This window comes from Methylobacterium sp. 092160098-2, from assembly GCF_028920805.1.
Lineage (GTDB): Bacteria > Pseudomonadota > Alphaproteobacteria > Rhizobiales > Beijerinckiaceae > Methylobacterium > Methylobacterium fujisawaense.
The window spans coordinates 2,775,612-2,791,153 of sequence record NZ_JAQPZJ010000001.1 but is presented as its reverse complement, the minus strand read 5'-3'; the positions used below and the strand labels follow the sequence as shown (position 1 = coordinate 2,791,153).

The 15,542-nt window shown below is 69.8% G+C and carries 12 protein-coding genes and 1 tRNA gene; 6 read left to right on the top strand and 7 right to left on the bottom strand.

Features of this window, described 5'->3' with window-relative positions:
* Positions 1-17: 17 nt before the first annotated feature.
* Complete coding sequence (gene sseA, locus PQI07_RS13165) at positions 18-863, top strand: 3-mercaptopyruvate sulfurtransferase (protein ID WP_111473628.1); 846 nt, start codon at positions 18-20, stop codon at positions 861-863.
* 162 nt (positions 864-1,025) lie between these two features.
* Entirely contained in the window at positions 1,026-1,502 is a 477-nt protein-coding gene (locus PQI07_RS13160) for a hypothetical protein (RefSeq protein ID WP_043351364.1), read from the top strand.
* 208 nt (positions 1,503-1,710) lie between these two features.
* Here PQI07_RS13160 and PQI07_RS13155 read toward each other — a convergent pair whose 3' ends face one another.
* Genes PQI07_RS13155 through PQI07_RS13140 form a run of 4 tightly spaced genes read right to left on the bottom strand, consistent with a single transcriptional unit; the run spans position 1,711 to position 4,935 of the window.
* The gene (locus tag PQI07_RS13155) at positions 1,711-2,535 is read right to left on the bottom strand and encodes an FTR1 family iron permease (protein ID WP_043351362.1); all 825 of its coding nucleotides are present in this window, start codon (positions 2,533-2,535) and stop codon (positions 1,711-1,713) included.
* Between the two features lie 53 nt (positions 2,536-2,588).
* Positions 2,589-4,022 (bottom strand): 4Fe-4S binding protein, encoded by a 1,434-nt coding sequence (locus PQI07_RS13150; protein ID WP_043385688.1) that lies wholly within the window; start codon positions 4,020-4,022, stop codon positions 2,589-2,591.
* A complete protein-coding gene (locus PQI07_RS13145; protein ID WP_043351359.1) occupies positions 4,019-4,354 on the bottom strand; it encodes a cupredoxin domain-containing protein in 336 nt (111 codons plus the stop codon). Before PQI07_RS13145 ends, PQI07_RS13150 begins: the two co-directional genes overlap by 4 nt.
* 17 nt (positions 4,355-4,371) lie before the next feature.
* The gene (locus PQI07_RS13140) at positions 4,372-4,935 is read right to left on the bottom strand and encodes an iron transporter (protein WP_205782340.1); all 564 of its coding nucleotides are present in this window, start codon (positions 4,933-4,935) and stop codon (positions 4,372-4,374) included.
* A 353-nt stretch (positions 4,936-5,288) separates the two neighbouring features.
* Between PQI07_RS13140 and PQI07_RS13135 the strand changes: the two genes are divergently transcribed.
* On the top strand, positions 5,289-7,415 hold the full coding sequence (locus PQI07_RS13135; protein WP_043759101.1) for a carbohydrate porin: 2,127 nt from the start codon (positions 5,289-5,291) through the stop codon (positions 7,413-7,415).
* Positions 7,416-7,449: 34 nt separating this feature from the next.
* On the opposite strand, the gene lipB is transcribed toward PQI07_RS13135, so the two are convergent.
* Entirely contained in the window at positions 7,450-8,181 is a 732-nt protein-coding gene (lipB, locus tag PQI07_RS13130) for a lipoyl(octanoyl) transferase LipB (protein WP_043759102.1), read from the bottom strand.
* Between the two features lie 88 nt (positions 8,182-8,269).
* On the opposite strand from lipB, the gene PQI07_RS13125 reads away from it, so the two are divergent.
* From PQI07_RS13125 to PQI07_RS13115, 3 genes are all read left to right on the top strand, one after another.
* Positions 8,270-8,575, top strand: coding sequence for a FliM/FliN family flagellar motor switch protein (locus PQI07_RS13125; RefSeq protein WP_043351350.1), 306 nt, complete (start codon positions 8,270-8,272; stop codon positions 8,573-8,575).
* Between the two features lie 121 nt (positions 8,576-8,696).
* Positions 8,697-8,781: transfer RNA gene (locus PQI07_RS13120), tRNA-Leu, on the top strand.
* A gap of 513 nt (positions 8,782-9,294) precedes the next feature.
* A complete protein-coding gene (locus PQI07_RS13115; RefSeq protein ID WP_274926759.1) occupies positions 9,295-10,845 on the top strand; it encodes a DEAD/DEAH box helicase in 1,551 nt (516 codons plus the stop codon).
* A gap of 318 nt (positions 10,846-11,163) precedes the next feature.
* Here PQI07_RS13115 and PQI07_RS13110 read toward each other — a convergent pair whose 3' ends face one another.
* Entirely contained in the window at positions 11,164-13,302 is a 2,139-nt protein-coding gene (locus tag PQI07_RS13110; RefSeq protein WP_274926758.1) for a molybdopterin-containing oxidoreductase family protein, read from the bottom strand.
* Between the two features lie 138 nt (positions 13,303-13,440).
* A complete protein-coding gene (locus PQI07_RS13105; protein WP_051976175.1) occupies positions 13,441-15,339 on the bottom strand; it encodes a tetratricopeptide repeat protein in 1,899 nt (632 codons plus the stop codon).
* Positions 15,340-15,542: the final 203 nt, after the last annotated feature.

The window sequence follows — 15,542 nt, the reverse complement described above, 5'->3', positions numbered from 1 at the left end:
AGCCGGATCCGCTGACCATGGCCCACGCGCCCCTCGTGTCACCCGAATGGCTGCACGACCGCCTTCAAGCTCCCGACATCGTGGTCCTGGACGCCTCTTGGTACCTGCCGGCCGCAGGCCGGGACCCCGAGGCCGAATATCGCGCGGCCCACATTCCCGGCGCCCGCCGCTTCGATCTCGACGCCATGAGCGACACCGAGTCGAGCCTGCCGCACATGCTGCCGCGGCCCGAGGTGTTCGCCGCCCGGATGCGCGCCCTCGGCGTCGGCGACGGCATGCAGATCGTGGTCTATGACGGTCAGGGCCTGTTCTCGGCTCCGCGCGTCTGGTGGATGCTCAAGGCCTTCGGCGTGCGGGACGCCCTGGTGCTGGACGGCGGCCTGCCGGCCTGGATCGCGGCAGGCTACCCCACCGAGGAAGGCGAGCCGCACCCACACGAGCGTCGCCACTTCTCGGCCCGCCTCGATCACGGCGCGGTGGCGGATGCGGACGACGTGGCGCGGGCGCTGGAAACCGGGTCGGCTCAGGTGGTCGATGCCCGTTCAGCGACACGCTTCCGCGGCGAGGAGCCCGAACCCCGGCCCGGCGTCCGACCGGGGCATATGCCGGGCGCCTGCAATCTGCATTACGCGGCACTCCAGCGTGACGGCCGGATGAAGACCCCGGAGGAATTGAAGTCGGTCTTCGCCGAGAACGGCGTCGATCCGGACCGGCCGATCGTGACCACCTGCGGCTCCGGCGTGACCGCGGCGATCATCGCGCTCGCTCTCGAGACCATGGGCCGCCCGGCGCGAAGCCTCTACGATGGCTCCTGGTCGGAATGGGGCGCCGATCCGGCCCGCGCGGTCGCGACGGGCGCCTGAGGAAAACGGGCGCCTGAGAAGCGGGCGGGCCGCCAGAAACCTGCCCTCGGACATGGCGGGCTGCCGCCGTGTCCGGACCGATCTGATCGTGTCCTTGAAACCTTCGTGGCAGATTTCGATATATCGAATGCGCCTGCGGTTGGGCGCTCCACGGAGAAAATCATGCCGCTTCACGACACGACCGCCCTCTCGGGCACCATCCGGCACGTCTTCGCCCATCGTTTCACCCTCGAGGCGGGCGGCGAGACACATCTGGCCGATCTCGGCCCGAAGGGCGTGGACGCGTTTCCGATCACGAGCGGGCTGCACGTGACCCTGGAGGGCGAGCGCCGTCCCTCGGAGATCAAGGTCACACGGATTTCGGCCGCGGGCCGGGATCCGGTGGAGATCCATCACAAGAAGCCCCACCACGCCCCCGGCTCCAAGCGGGCGGATGGCCCCGCCGATCCCGCGCATGCCCTCGCGGCGGCGGCCTCGGCGGGTTGGATGGTCGTAGACGCGCCGCGCCGCAAGCCGAAGCATTTCGAGGTGCTGGCGCGCCGGCGCGAGGGGGCCGACACGGAACTGCACATCGATTTCGGCGGCACGATCTACAGGGAGAAGCCGGCCGATCGCGCGAAATGGGCTGCCCCGGCCTGAGGGCCGCAGCCCGATCCCCCTCCGCCGCATCGCCGATCGGTGCGGCGGAGCCGGTCGCCTCGCGTCGAGGACACACAGCCGGGCGATCCTTGGCCCGGGACGCCCGCACCCCGCGCCGGATCTGCCCCAACCGGGTCAGCCGGCCAGCGCACAGTCTCCGCACATCACGCTGTCCGACGGTCCGGCGGCCCTGCGGTCGGACGGCGTTCTACGCCGCCCGCACCGCGCGGCGCTGGTCGGCGGCGCTCCATTGCATCAGGCCGATCATCACCGCGATGGTGGCGATGTAGACCAGACCCTGCAGGGCGGTCGGGCGGTCCGTGTAGCCGACCAGGGCGTGCAGGACGCGGCCGGGCCAGGAATTCTCGGCGATCAAACCGGAGCTGTTCCACAGGGTGTGGCCGAGGACGTCCACCACGCCGGCATTGCTCAGAAACTGCGCGGCCTGCGCGGCCAAGCCGGCCGCGAGGAAGATGATCAGCACGCTGGTCACCGAGAAGACGTAGCGGCTCGGAATCGAGGCGAGGCCGAGATAGGTGACCGCCGAGAGGAGCACGCCCGCACCGATGCCGGCGACGGCGCCGAACTGGATGTCGGCCCCCGAGGTGCCCGAGGCCACGAGGCCATACAGGAACAGCACCAGCTCGGCGCCCTCGCGCAGGATCGCGGCGCCGATCACGATCGATAGGGCCGCCGCCTCCCGCTCCCCCGATCGCACCGCCGCGCCGGCGGCGCGCAGCTCGCCCGCCAGTTCCTTGCCGTGCTTGCTCATCCAGGTGTTGTGCCAGACGAGCAGCAGCACGGCGACGATCAGGACCGCAGCGTTCAGGATATCCTGCCCGCTGCCCTCGAAGGCATCGGAGATCTTCTCGGCGAACAGTGCCACCAGGGCGGCACCCGCGAGGCCGCCGGCAACGCCGAGCAGGACCCAGCGCATCCGGCCCGGGATACCCCGGGTGGCCGCCAGCACGATGGAGATGATGAGGCCTGCCTCGATGACTTCGCGGAAGGCGATGACGAAGGCGCCGATCATGGCGGTCTCCAGGGGTTATGCGAGAGCGTGAAGCACCGCGCGCGGACCGCGCGCTACCAGATCCAGAACAGGAGCACCCAATTGGCCACCGACAGGGCGGCCGCCCCGGCGATGCAGGCTGCGGCCGCCACCCGGCGGACCCCACCGACGGCAAGCCCCGCCACCTGCCAGGCGAGCCACACGCTCCACAGGCTCGCGCCGGCGAGCAGGGCCGTGCGGATCTCCGCCACGTAGGGGATCACGATGCCGTCCCCGCGGAGGAACGTGACGGTCAGCGCCGACAGGCCCAGGAAGACGCCGCAGCCCGCCACGGGGATCAGCGTCTGGGTCAGGTGGTGGAAGCGGCGCAGGGACCAGCCCCCGAGGGACAGGGTCGCGAGCGCCACGATCCCCGACAGGGCAAGCCCGAGGACGATCGTCGCGGCGCCGATGTAGGCCAGCAGCAACCCGCCGTCGAGGAGGGTCATGACGTCGTTGCGGTCGGGGTAGTTCGTCAGCACGAACCAGGGCGCCGAATGCTCCAGGGGCCACGTGGTCCCGCGTTCGATGAGCCATGTGGCGGCCCATTGCTTGGCGTCGACGTACCAGGGACTCGACGACCATTGGAAGGCGCCCACCGCCAGCGCCAGCATGCCGAACAGGATCAGCATGGTCTGGTCGAGGCTGGGCTCCTCGCCCGCAACGCGGACGATCTCGTGATTGGGGGAGCGCAGGGCGAGTCGCACGGCGCCGCGATGGCCGCTGCAGCGCCCGCACATATGGCAGGCGCCCGCGCCGCGCATGGTCTTTACCGGCACGAGGGGCGCGCAGTTGAAGCTCTCGGTGCCCCCGACGGGCTTGGGCGAGACCGCCCAGGCGGCGCTGTCGACCTGGAAGCTGACCGGCGCCAGCTTCGACAGCACCGCGAAGACGCCGTTGACCGGGCAGAGGTAGCGGCACCAGACGCGCTTGTTGCGCCCGTAGAGCAGGCCGACCACGATCGCCGCCAGCGTCGAGCCCCCCAGGACCGCGAGGACCGGCTTGGGATAGCCGTAGACGCTGGTCATCTGCCCGTAGACGGTGGTGCCGGCAAAGGCCACGAAGGGCCAGCCCTGCCAGGTGATCCAGCGCGGCACGGCATAGCCGCGGCTCCAGCGGCTTGCAAATTCGCTGAGCGCGCCCTCGGGGCAGAGCACGCCGCACCATGCACGGCCGACCAGGACCATGCTCACCAGCACGAACGGCCACCAGATCCCCCAGAACGCGAACTGAGCGGCGAGCGTCAGGTTGGTCCAGATATGGGCGGCGTTGTCGGGGAGCGGCAGCAGCGCCGGGACGATCACCAGAACCGCGTAGACGGCAACGATCAGCCATTGCACGGCCCGGATGATCCAACCGTACCGGCGCAGCCCGTCGCCGAACCGGGCCAGCGCACCGTCGATGACGGATCGACGCGGCGGAACACGGCTCAGGGCAAGGGAGGCTGGCGCTGTCGTCGACGCGCTCATTTGGCCACCAAAGTCGCCTTCGCCTCCGGGTGGAAGTCGTCGAACACCTGGTAGGTGCCGGCATCGAGGGTGCGGAACACGATCGCCGAGGTCGAGCCCGCGGCCAGCGCCTTCTCGCGCTTGAGTTCCGTGCTCTCGAACTCAACCGGGCTCTGGCCGGTATTCGAGATCTCCAGCTTGAACCGGGTGTTGGCCGGCACCTCGATCACCGCCGGAAGGATCACCCCATCGCGCATCTCGACCTTGATGACCGGCATGTCGTCGGCCCGCGCGGACGCGACGGCGACCAGCAGCACGGCGGCAGGGGCGAGGAAGCGCGACAGGCGGGACACGGACAGCTCCGGCAAATTCAGTAGGCGCCCTTCTTGCCGACACCGGCGAAGGTGAAATCCTGCGTAACCGCGAAGGGCTCGAACCACGGACCGACCCCTGTCTCCTTGTCCACGTGGCGACCGAAATGGCTGTCCTTGCCCGGGGGCGCGACCATTACTTTGAGACGATAGCGGCCGGGGCCGAACAGCTTGACGTTATCGCCGTAATGCGGCCCGTCATTGGCGACCATCGGCATCAGCACCCCCGACACCGTCTGGTCGGTGGGCTTGTCGCCATCAAGCTTCACCGCCTCGAACCGGACGTCGAGGGCCGGCACCCAATCCCCCTCGGCGAAGCCGTTGCGGTTGTCCTTGGCGGCGCGGATATCGGTTTCGAGGTGGATGTCCGACTTGGCGGCCTCGCGCATCATGCCGGGAGGATCCATCTCGATCGGCTGGAGATAGACGGCGGCGACCTCCAGGCCGTTCTGCGTCACATGCGGACCGATGGGCACTTCCTTGGCCGTCGCGGGGCCCGCGAAGGCGAGGAGCGAGGCCGCGGCGAGGCCGCGGAGAAGCGGAGTGATGGGCGACGCATGCATGCGGTCGCACATAATCCACCCCGCTCGAAGTTCAAACTGGAATCGCATCGATCTCAAATAATAACAATTCTAATCTGAGACCACCTTGGGGAGCCATGATCGTATTCGCATGTCTTTCCGGCACCGTGACGCGGTCATTGCAAAAGCTCACGGAGATGTTCGCTATACGATGACCCTCTGCATCTTGACCGAGACGGCGGGACCGGGATTGTCATTCCACTGCCATGCCGAGCGTCGAGGATGGCGGGCGGAACGGAGATGACTTGCGAGGCGGCCTGTGGCGAGAAGGCGCACCCTGGCTTGCGCGATGCCAAAGACCGTTTTAGCAAGTGCTATACTTTTTTGTGAGTCGGATGAGAACCCGTTCCGTGCCCCTGGTCCGCACCGCAGCCCTCATTCTGACGACGCCCCTTCTCGTCCCGGTTGCCGCGCGGGCGGCCGACTTCGCCGCGCCGCGCCCCGACGCCACCCGGCCGACCTACACCGACTGGTCGGGCGGCTATGTCGGCCTCGAGGGCAGCGCCGGCGGATCCTACGGGGCCTACAATTTCGGTCCGACGACGATCGGCGGCCGGCCGATCCCGGCTTTCAAGAGCGGCGATTCCACGGGCCGCAGTGACCAGGGGCGCAACGCCACCACGGCCGTGGGCGGCGTGTTCGGCGGCTGGACCTGGCAGGCCGGGCCGTGGGTCTACGGCATCGAAGCGAATCTCGACCTGGCGAATCTGAAGCGTCCGGTCCCCGCGACCGTCGCGGGATTCGGCTACGCGGATGCGGATCCGGCCTTCAACGTCGTGCGCGCCAAGACGAATCTCTACGGCGCCCTGCGTGCCCGACTCGGCTACAGCTTCGATCGCTATCTGATCTACGGCACCTTCGGGCTCACCGGTGCGAACGCCCGGTTTCTCGCCAGCTATCCGGATCTCGACACGGGCGCCCAGACCACCGCGCAGCGGGAATTGGGCTATGTCGGCTTCACCCTGGGCGCGGGCGTGCAATACGCCATCACCGACAGCCTCGCCCTGGGCATCGACTACCGCTACATCGATCTCGGCGGCAGCCGGCGCTTCCCGCTGGGCGTGGTGCCCGGCGACACGGGTGGACCGGTCACGACCCGGGCGAGCTTCACCTCCAACCAGCTGTTCGCACGGCTGATGTGGTTCCCGGGCGGCTTGAAGGTGCCGCCGGACCCGGACGAGACCGCTCCGCACGACCCCGACAACGGCGATACCGGCCGCTTCTCGCTGCACGGGCAGACGACCCTGATCGCGCAGGCCGTGCCCGGCTTCCGCTCGCCCTACGAGGGCGCGCAGAGCCTGATCCCCCATCAGGCCCGGCAGACCACCACGGCGACGATCTTCCTCGGCCTCAAGCTCACCGACAGCACCGAGATCTACTACAACCCCGAATTCAGCCAGGGCTTCGGCCTGTCGCGGACGCTGGGCGTCGCCGGCTTCGTCAACGGCGAGGCGCAGAAGGCGGGCGCCCCGTTCCCGAAGCTGCGCTCGAACCGCTACTACGTGAAGCAGACCTTCGGGCTGGGCGGCGAGACCGTGGATGTTCCGGACGGTCCGAACCAAGTGGCCACCCGTTACGATGCCGAGCGGATCACGCTGATCGCCGGCAAGTTCGCGCTGGGCGACTTCTTCGACGGCAACATCTACGCGCACGACCCGCGCGTGGACTTCTTCAACTGGTCGCTCTGGGGCGCCTCGGCCTGGGACTTCCCGGCGAACCTCCCGGGCTTCACGCAAGGCGTCTACGCCGAGTACAACCGGCCGGAATTCGCCATCCGCGCAGCCTACACGCAGGTGCCCAAGGAGCCGTCGAGCGACGTGCTCGACCCGCGGGTGTTCCGGCGTGCGGGGCTGAACGTCGAGTTCGAGGAGCGCCACGTCCTCCCGTGGCTGGAGCAGCCCGGCAAGATCCGAATCGGCCTGTTCTCGAATGTCGGTGTCTCGGCCAACAACCGCGACGTGGTCACCCTGACGCAGCTCGGCCTGTTCGACGACATCAACGACGCCGTCGCGGCGACAAGGCGCCCCCGCCGCAAGACCGGCGGCTACATCAACCTGGAGCAGGGGCTGACGCCGGAACTCGGGCTGTTCGCCCGGGCGAGCCTGAACGACGGGCGCACCGAGAACATCTCCTTCACCGACATCGACCGGAGCTTCTCCGGAGGCCTGTCGCTGAAGGGCAAGGCCTGGGACCGGCCCGACGACACGATCGGCATCGGCGCCGCGATGAACGGGCTCTCACCCTCACACCGGGCCGCCTTCGCGGCCGGCTACCTCGGCCTGCTGATCGGCGACGGGCGGCTGAATTACGGCACCGAGCGCGCGCTGGAGACCTACTACGCCCTGAACCTCACGAAGTTCGTCACCCTGACCTTCGACTACCAGTTCATCGACAATCCCGGATACAATCGCGACCGCGGCCCCGCGCATTTCTTCGCCTCGCGGTTGCACGCGGATTTCTGATCGGCGCGGCCGGAGGCATCGGCGGCATGCCCGATCAGTCCGCAGCCTCGGTCACGGTGGCCCCGAAGAACGCCTCGAAGGCGGCGCGGAGCTGCATGTCGACCTCCGGCAGGCTCACGGGCAGGCCGAGATCGACGAGGCTCGTCACCCCGTGCTCCCGGACGCCGCACGGCACGATCCCGTCGAAATGCGCGAGATCGGGCTCGACGTTCAGGCTGATGCCGTGGAAGCTGACCCAGCGGCGCACCCGGATCCCGATCGCCGCGATCTTGTCCTCGACGCGAGGCCCCTTCTCGGGCCGGCGTACCCAGACGCCGACCCGATCCTCCCGGCGCTCGGCGCGGACATTGAAGGCGGCGAGCGTCTCGATCAGCCACGCCTCCAGGCTCGCCACATAGGCGCGCAGGTCGCGGCTGCGCCGGTCGAGGTCGAGCATCACGTAGGCGACCCGCTGGCCGGGGCCGTGATAGGTGTATTGCCCGCCCCGGCCCGTGGCGTGGACCGGGAAGCGGTCCGGTGCCACCAGATCCTCCGGTCGGGCCGAGGTCCCGGCCGTGTAGAGCGGCGGGTGCTCCAGCAGCCAGACGCATTCGGGCGCCGCGCCGCGGGCGATCGCCTCCACACGCGCCTCCATCCAGGCGAGGGCGGCCGCGTAGCCCACGGGCGCGTCGCTCACGCGCCAGCCCACCGGGCCGGCGACCGGATCTGCGCCGGGCCGCTTCGGGAAGGCGTGCGGGCGGACCGTGAGGCGGGGCTCGTTTACCAAGAGTTCATCATCCTGCGTCGATGGTCGCAGCCTTCAACATTCGCGGCCGGCGCTGGCAAGGACCGGCCGTGAGACAGGATGGCGGCTGGTGGCGATCTTCGAGACCCTGAAGGTCGATCTGACAGTGGTGCTGGGCCGCGCCCGCATGCCGCTGCACATGCTGCTGCGCATGGGCCGTGGCGCCGTGATCGAGCTGGAAGCCAGCGACAGCGACATGGTCGAGATCCTGGCCAACGACCACCCGATCGCCCGCGGGCAGATCGTGGTGACCGGCGACCGCATCTCCGTCGAGGTGACTGAGCTGATCCGCAAGGCGGCCTCGATCGTGGAGCCCGGCATCAGCATCGGCGACGGCGCGGCGCCTTTCCTGGAGGGCGGCTACGATTCCCCGTGAGCGAGGCGCTTGTCGGCGGCGGAACGATCTGTTATCCGCTGCGCCGCGCGACACGAAAGCGGCCCCGGGTTCTCCCGCGGCGCGCGACGGTCGGGCAAACGGACCGATCTTCGCGTCCGATGCGGCCATGGCGGAATTGGTAGACGCGCTAGCTTGAGGTGCTAGTCCCGAGAGGGGTGGAGGTTCGAGTCCTCTTGGCCGCACCACATTGTTTCGGTTGCCCCGGATCTGCGGCAGCCCGGATGTGGTGCAAGACAGGGCGGTGCGCCGCCGATTGCGACACAACATCAGAGTAAGCCGATCCGCTCTGCGGAACCGCGGCCCGGTCCCGATCGACCGAAAGCTCGGGCGCCCTGGCGCTGCGGGAGGCGGAGAGCCATGCCCGGAACGCCGGCCGTGTTCGCGGGCTCGACGGAGCACTGGTACCGGTCCGCGTGGCCCTCGGCCTGATCGCGCCGCAACCCGGCCCTGCATTGACTTCGCAGTCGCACAGCCGCATATCGGCGCTGCAGCGTCAGCGGCCGTCATGGCCCGCTTGAGGGGGCTGCGTGACGGATCGGGCGCCTTCCCGGCGTGATCCGGCCCCCCTCTTCATAACGTGCATGCACCCGGGCCGCCCCATCACGCGGGCTGCCCCCTGCCAACGGACCGGCCCCAACACGGCATCGATCGCGTGCGACGCGAGGCGCCCGGCCGGCCCTGCTGCATCGGATACATCCTTGACCCAATTCACCGATTTCGGCCTCGCCCAGCCCGTGCTGCGGGCGCTCAGCGAGGCCGGCTACGTCGCGCCGACCCCGATCCAGGCCCAGGCGATCCCGCCCGCCATGGAAGGCCGCGACCTCTGCGGCATCGCCCAGACCGGCACCGGCAAGACCGCGGCCTTCGCGCTGCCGATCCTGCACCGCCTCTCGCTCTCGGACCGCCGCGCGCCGCGCCGCGGCTGCCGGGTGCTGGTGCTCTCGCCCACCCGCGAGCTCGCCAACCAGATCGCCGAATCCTTCTCGGATTACGGCCGTCACCTGTCCTTCACCAACACGGTGGTGTTCGGCGGCGTCACCATCAGCCGGCAGGAGCGCGCCCTGGCGCCGGGCGTCGACATCCTCGTCGCCACCCCCGGCCGGCTGATCGACCTGATCGAGCGTCGCTCACTGATCCTCGACGGCGTGGAGATCCTCGTCCTCGACGAAGCCGATCAGATGCTCGACCTCGGCTTCATCCACGCCCTCAAGCGCATCGTGAAGATGCTGCCCGAGAAGCGCCAGAGCCTGTTCTTCTCGGCGACCATGCCGAAGAATATCGCCGGCCTCGCGGCGCAGTATCTCACCGATCCGGTCCAGGTCGCGGTGACGCCCGTCGCCACCACGGCGGAGCGGGTCGACCAGCAGGTGATCTTCGTCCACACCGGCGCCAAGCAGGCGCTGCTCGGCCACATCCTGCGCGATCCGGCGATCGAACGCGTCCTGGTCTTCACCCGCACCAAGCACGGCGCCGACCGCGTCGTCCGCGGGCTCGACAAGGTCGGCATCGCGGCGGCGGCCATCCACGGCAACAAGAGCCAGCCGCAGCGCGAGCGGGCGCTGGCGTCCTTCAAGGACGGCTCCTGCCGGGTTCTGGTCGCCACCGACATCGCGGCCCGCGGCATCGACGTCGAGGGCGTGAGCCACGTGGTCAATTTCGACCTGCCGAACGTGCCGGAGAGCTACGTCCACCGGATCGGCCGCACCGCCCGGGCCGGCGCGGACGGGCTCGCCATCTCGTTCTGCAACGACGAGGAGAAGGCCTACCTGCGCGACATCGAGCGGGTGACCCGGCAGAAGGTGCCGGTGGCGGGCTTCCCCGAGGGCTTCACCCCGCCGTCCCGCCAGGAGGCGGCCGAGATCGCCCGCGAGGAGGAGCGCCGGCCCGAACGGCAGCAGCAGCGTCCCGGCGGCGGCCGCCAGGGTCAGCGGCCCCGGCAGTCGCAGGGCCGTCCCCAGCAGGGTCGGCCGGAGGGTGGCCGCGGCTTCGGCGGTCCCGGCCAGGGTGCGCCCCGGCAGGGCCGGCCCCAGGAAGGCCGGGCCGACGCCCGCGGCGACGGGCGGGGTCATGCCCCGCAGGGTCGCGACGTCCGCGCCGACCGGCCGGCACCACCGCAGGGCGAGCGCCCCAACCAGGGCCGTCCGAACCGCGACGCCCGGCCCCAGCGGGCCGATGCCCGGCCGCGCAGCGGCGGGGGAGGCGGCGAGGGTCGCAGCATCGGCTGGCTGGAGCGGGCGCCCCGCTCCTGAGCGTCACATTCGAGCCGCCCGGGACGGATCCGTCCCGGGCGGCTTTCCATTTCAGCGCAGGCCGCGGCCGCGAAGCCGCGCCGCGCGGCGATCAGTTCCCCCTGACGCCCGTGACCATGCCTCGGGCCCTTGCGGCCCCGCACGCGGCGAGGGCGCCGCCGGCCGGATGGCGGGCGGGGACGCCCCGCGACCCCGTCGCCCCATGAGGGCTCCGCTGTCCCCGCGCGCGCAGCGACGCACGCCAGCCGGCACCACATCCCCGGCTGTGACGCTGCCCCGGCTCCCGTCGCTGCGCGCGGTTCCCATCACAGGACTCGGTCAGTTCGCCCGCGAGACCTCGACGAGGTTGTCGGAGAACGAGGGGGCGTGGCCCATATCGGTGAAGGCCGCCGACGAGATGCTGTTGACTGTCCCCTCGTTGAGCTGGCGCCAGTAGCCGAGGGTCGCCACCACGATTCCGTGCGTGACGTCGTCGGTGACGCGCGCGACGCCCTTGAAGGCGCCCCGGGCATTGGCGACCTGGACGCGGTCGCCGTCGACGATGCCCCGGGACTCGGCATCGGCCGGGCTGATCATCACGAACTGCTCGCCCTGGCCCTTCTGCTTGTCCGCCATGTTGGCGTAGCAGGAATTCAGGAAGTAGTGGCTCTTGGGCGAGACGATGTTGAGCGGGTAGCGCTTGGCCAGCTCCGGATCGTTCGCGTGCGATTCCCGCGCACCGACATAGTCGGGCAGCGGGTCGAGGGGTTCGCCGGGCTGGAAGCCCTCGTACATCTGCCGGAACGGCGGCGCGACGAAGTTCGTGGCGCCCTCGATCTTGAGCATGCACTTGCCGGTATCGGTCGGGAAGTTGCCCTCCCGGTGCGGGGCGCGGTCGTCCGGCGTGCCCACCTTCAGGCGGGCGAAGCCATGCGCGCGCATGTAGGCGAGGTCGATCCCCGCGCAGGCGGGCGAAGCCCAGTCGACGTAGTGCTCCAGGCACTCCGCGTCCGACCATTTGAAGTTCTCTTCCTCGAAACCGAACCGGGCGGCGAGCCTGCGGAAGATCTCGTTGTTGGGGATCGCCTCGCCGGGCGCCTCCGCGCACTTGGTGTTGTAGGTCAGGTAGAGGTGGCCCCAGGAGAGGATCATGTCCTCCATCTCGGCGCCCATCGCGGCCGGAAGCAGGATGTCGGCGTAGGCGGCCGTGTCCGAGATGAAGTGCTCGGCCGAGACCATGAACAGGTCCTCCCGCATCAGGCCCGCGACGATCTTGTCGGTCTCGGGGGCCTGCGTCACCGGGTTCGAGTTCCAGCACATCATCGACATGATCGGCGGGTCGAGCTTCAGCTCCCCGGTGAGCGCGCGGCCGATCTGCAGGTTCGAGACGACCCGGGTGCCCTCCGGGATCAGGTCGGGCCGGCACATGACGTCGAACTTGTAGGGATGCTCCCAGACCGGGAACTGCGTGACGCCGCCGCCGACATGGCGCCACGCACCGGTGAGCGCCGGGATGCAGGTGACCGCCCGGATGGTCTGGCCGCCGCCGAAATGCCGCTCCAGCGCCACGCCCATGCGGATGCCCACCGGCTGGGCCGTCGCCATCTCGTGGGCGAGCCTGCGGATGTCGGCCGCCGGGACGCCCGTGATGGATTCCGCCCATTCCGGCGTACGCGGGGCGGCCCGCTCCTTCAGATCGGCGAAGCCGATCGTGTGGGTGTCGACGTAGTCCTGGTCGACGAGGCCCTGCGCGATGATCGAGTTGATCAGCGCCATGGCGAGGGCGCCGTCGGTGCCGGGCTTCGGGGCGATGTGCCAGTCGGCGGCCTTGGCGGTGCGCGACGCGTAGGCGTCGATGACGACGACCTTCGCGCCCTTCTTCTGCGCGTCCTTCACGATCGCCCAGTGGTGGAGATTCGTGCTGACCGAGTTGCAGGCCCAGATGACGATGTACTTGGAGTGGATGTAGCTCTCCGGATCGAGGCCGGCGGTCGGCCCGACGGTGAGGAGCCAGGCCGTGCACGAGCCCTCGCCGCAGAAGGTCCGCTCGGTCACGGTGGCGCCCAGGCGGTTGAAGAAGGCGTCGCCGCCGTTCAGCCCGTGCACGAGGCCCTGGTTGCCGAGATAGCTGTAGGGGGCGATGGCCTGCGGCCCGTACTGGTCGATGATCGCCGTCCAGCGGCTGACGATCTCGTCGAGCGCCTCGTCCCAGGTGATGCGCGCGAATTGCTTGGAGCCCTTCGGGCCGACGCGCTTCATCGGGTAGAGCACCCGGTCCGGATGATAGTGGCGCTTCTCGTAATCCTTCAGCTTCACGCAGAGGCCGCCCCGGGTCATCGGGTGGTCCGGGTTGCCGCGCACGCTCAGAAGCTCGCCGCCCTTCACCTCGAACAGCATGGAGCAGGTGTCGGGACAATCATGCGGACAGGCGCCGTAGAAGACCTCTGAGACGGCCTCGGCCTGGACGATCTCGTTCATCGTTTCCTCCCTGACCGGCCGCAGGCGTCTCGTTATTATGCGTGTTTCTCGGCGCGGGTCGGGGCCAGCCTATATCGGGAAGAAGAAAAATTCTAATTCGAGCGCGGTGCCCGGTCCGTGCCGGGCGGACGCGCGGGGTCAGCCCTCCGGCAGTCCAGCGCGGCGCAGGCCCTCGTAGATGCGTGCCCGCTGGGCCAGGAAGGTCGGATCGGTGGAGGTCAGGCTTCGGTAGCGGGCGAGGGTGTAGCCGGGGCGCAGCCTGAGGAACTCGGCGAGGGAGGCCCGCGCCTCCACATCCCGGCCGAGCCGCGCGAAGGCGCAGGCGAGATAGAGGTGGGGGAAGTCGAAGAGCGGGTTCACCGCCGCCGCGCGGCGCAGCGGCTCGATCGCCTCCTGATCCTGCCCGAGATGGAGCTTGGCCAAGCCGTCCCGGGCGAGCCACGCCCCGAGCAGGGGATCCTTGGGGCTGAGGCGGATGGCGGCGGCGATGTCGCGCTCCGTCTCCTCGGCCCGTCCGAGGAAGATCTGGATGAGGCCGCGATAGGCGTAGGCCCGGGCGAAGCTGGGATTCAGGGTGAGCACCCGGTCGAACGCCGCGAGGGCCTCCGCGTAGCGCGATCGGGCGCGCAGGGTCTCCCCGCGCAGGTAATGCGCGAAGGGATGTGTCGGGTCGCCCTGGAGGACCGATGCGATCGCCTGCTCGGCCGTGTCGAGATCCGCCGTCCGCTCGGTCGTCCAGCCGTTCAGCACCCCGTCGACGAGCACCTCGGCGAGCCCCAGGCGCGCATCGACATTGGCCGGATCGAGGCCGAGCGCGCGCTCAAACAGCGGGCGGGCCTGGGCGTGGTTGTCGCGGGCGAAGGGCCGGTTGAGCAGCGCCTGTCCGCGCATGACCAAATCCACTGCATCCGCCGGCTGGCCCGACCGGGCCTGCGTGGCGGCTTCGAGAAGACGCACGCCGAGGGCGCGGCCGACCTGGGCGACGAGGACGTCTTGCGCGGCGCCGACGGCGGTCCGCGGTCCGTCGTAGCGGTCGGCCCAGAGGGCGGCGCCGGTCTCGGCATCCGTCAGTTGCACGGCGAAGCGCACCTGCTCGCCGCTCTGCCGAAGGCTTCCCTGCACGACGTAGCGGACGCCGAGTTCGCGGCCGACGGCGCGCGGCTCGAGAGGCCGCCCCCTGTAGGCCTGGGCCGTGCCGTGCGCGATGACGAAGGTCCCCGGGGCGCGGGCGAGATCGGCGGAGAGATCCTCGGCGAGTTGCTCGGCGAGATAATCCTGGTCTGCTTCGCCGCTCTGGTTCGCCAGGGGCAGGACCACCAGGGACAGCCTCGGGCGCAGAGGCTCGCCCGGCCCATCCGTGCGCTCGGATCCGACGAGACGGGGCCAGGTCAGAGCCAGCCCCGCGGCGGCGAGGACCGCGACGGCGCCGAGCGTCGGCCGGAGGGCGGCGCGGGCGCGGCCCGCCCGGATGGCGCGCGACGTCCGCTGGTCCGGCGGGGGCACGGCGTACACGCGCACGGGGCGTGCGATGTTCTTGAGGCGCTGCGGGCCGAGATCGATGAACGGGATTTCCGAGAGACCACGAACCTGCAGGTAGGCGGCTTCCGAAAGCCTCAGGGCGCCGGGCTCGGCGGCGCTCTGCAGACGCGCGGCGATGTTGACGCCGTCGCCGAAGAGATCGCCGTCATGCACCATGATGTCGCCGAGATGGATCCCGATGCGGAGACGGAACTGCGCGGCCTCCCCCTCGGCCTCGGCGAGGGCTCGCTGGATCGCCACCGCACAGCAGACGGCATCCATGACCGAGGCGAACTCGGCCAGCACGCTGTCCCCGGCCGTGTTGGCGATCCGTCCGTGACGGGCCGCGATCATCCGGTCGACGATCCGCCGCGTGGCCTGGAGGGCGCGCATGGCGCCGCTCTCGTCGGCATGCATCGCCTTCGAATAGCCGGCGATGTCGGCGGCGAAGATCGCGGCCAGCCGGCGTTCCGGAACCGACCATTCCGATGCGCTGGACAGTGCCCTGTTCTCGCTCATCGCGATCCGTTCACGCCACGGCGACCCGGCAAGCCCGACCGTGGCCGCGTGATTCGCCACCCGCAGCGATGCAGCCGAATACTGCTTTGATCCAATGATGTCGAGCGAGCACAGGCATTCGTGCGCGTAAAACAAGGAATCAAACCGGATCCGAGTCCGTCGCCGGGACTTCTCGAGCCCCCAGCAGCGGATGGCCCTTCCGC

Bases quoted from the DNA above. Each gene is read 5' to 3' on its own strand.
- PQI07_RS13140 (WP_205782340.1), bottom strand. From the start codon at position 4,935: ATGCATGCGTCGCCCATCACTCCGCTTCTCCGCGGCCTCGCCGCGGCC.
- PQI07_RS13135 (WP_043759101.1), top strand. From the start codon at position 5,289: ATGAGAACCCGTTCCGTGCCCCTGGTCCGCACCGCAGCCCTCATTCTG.
- PQI07_RS13110 (WP_274926758.1), bottom strand. From the start codon at position 13,302: ATGAACGAGATCGTCCAGGCCGAGGCCGTCTCAGAGGTCTTCTACGGC.
- PQI07_RS13150 (WP_043385688.1), bottom strand. From the start codon at position 4,022: ATGAGCGCGTCGACGACAGCGCCAGCCTCCCTTGCCCTGAGCCGTGTT.
- sseA (WP_111473628.1), top strand. From the start codon at position 18: ATGGCCCACGCGCCCCTCGTGTCACCCGAATGGCTGCACGACCGCCTT.
- PQI07_RS13155 (WP_043351362.1), bottom strand. From the start codon at position 2,535: ATGATCGGCGCCTTCGTCATCGCCTTCCGCGAAGTCATCGAGGCAGGC.
- PQI07_RS13105 (WP_051976175.1), bottom strand. From the start codon at position 15,339: ATGAGCGAGAACAGGGCACTGTCCAGCGCATCGGAATGGTCGGTTCCG.
- PQI07_RS13160 (WP_043351364.1), top strand. From the start codon at position 1,026: ATGCCGCTTCACGACACGACCGCCCTCTCGGGCACCATCCGGCACGTC.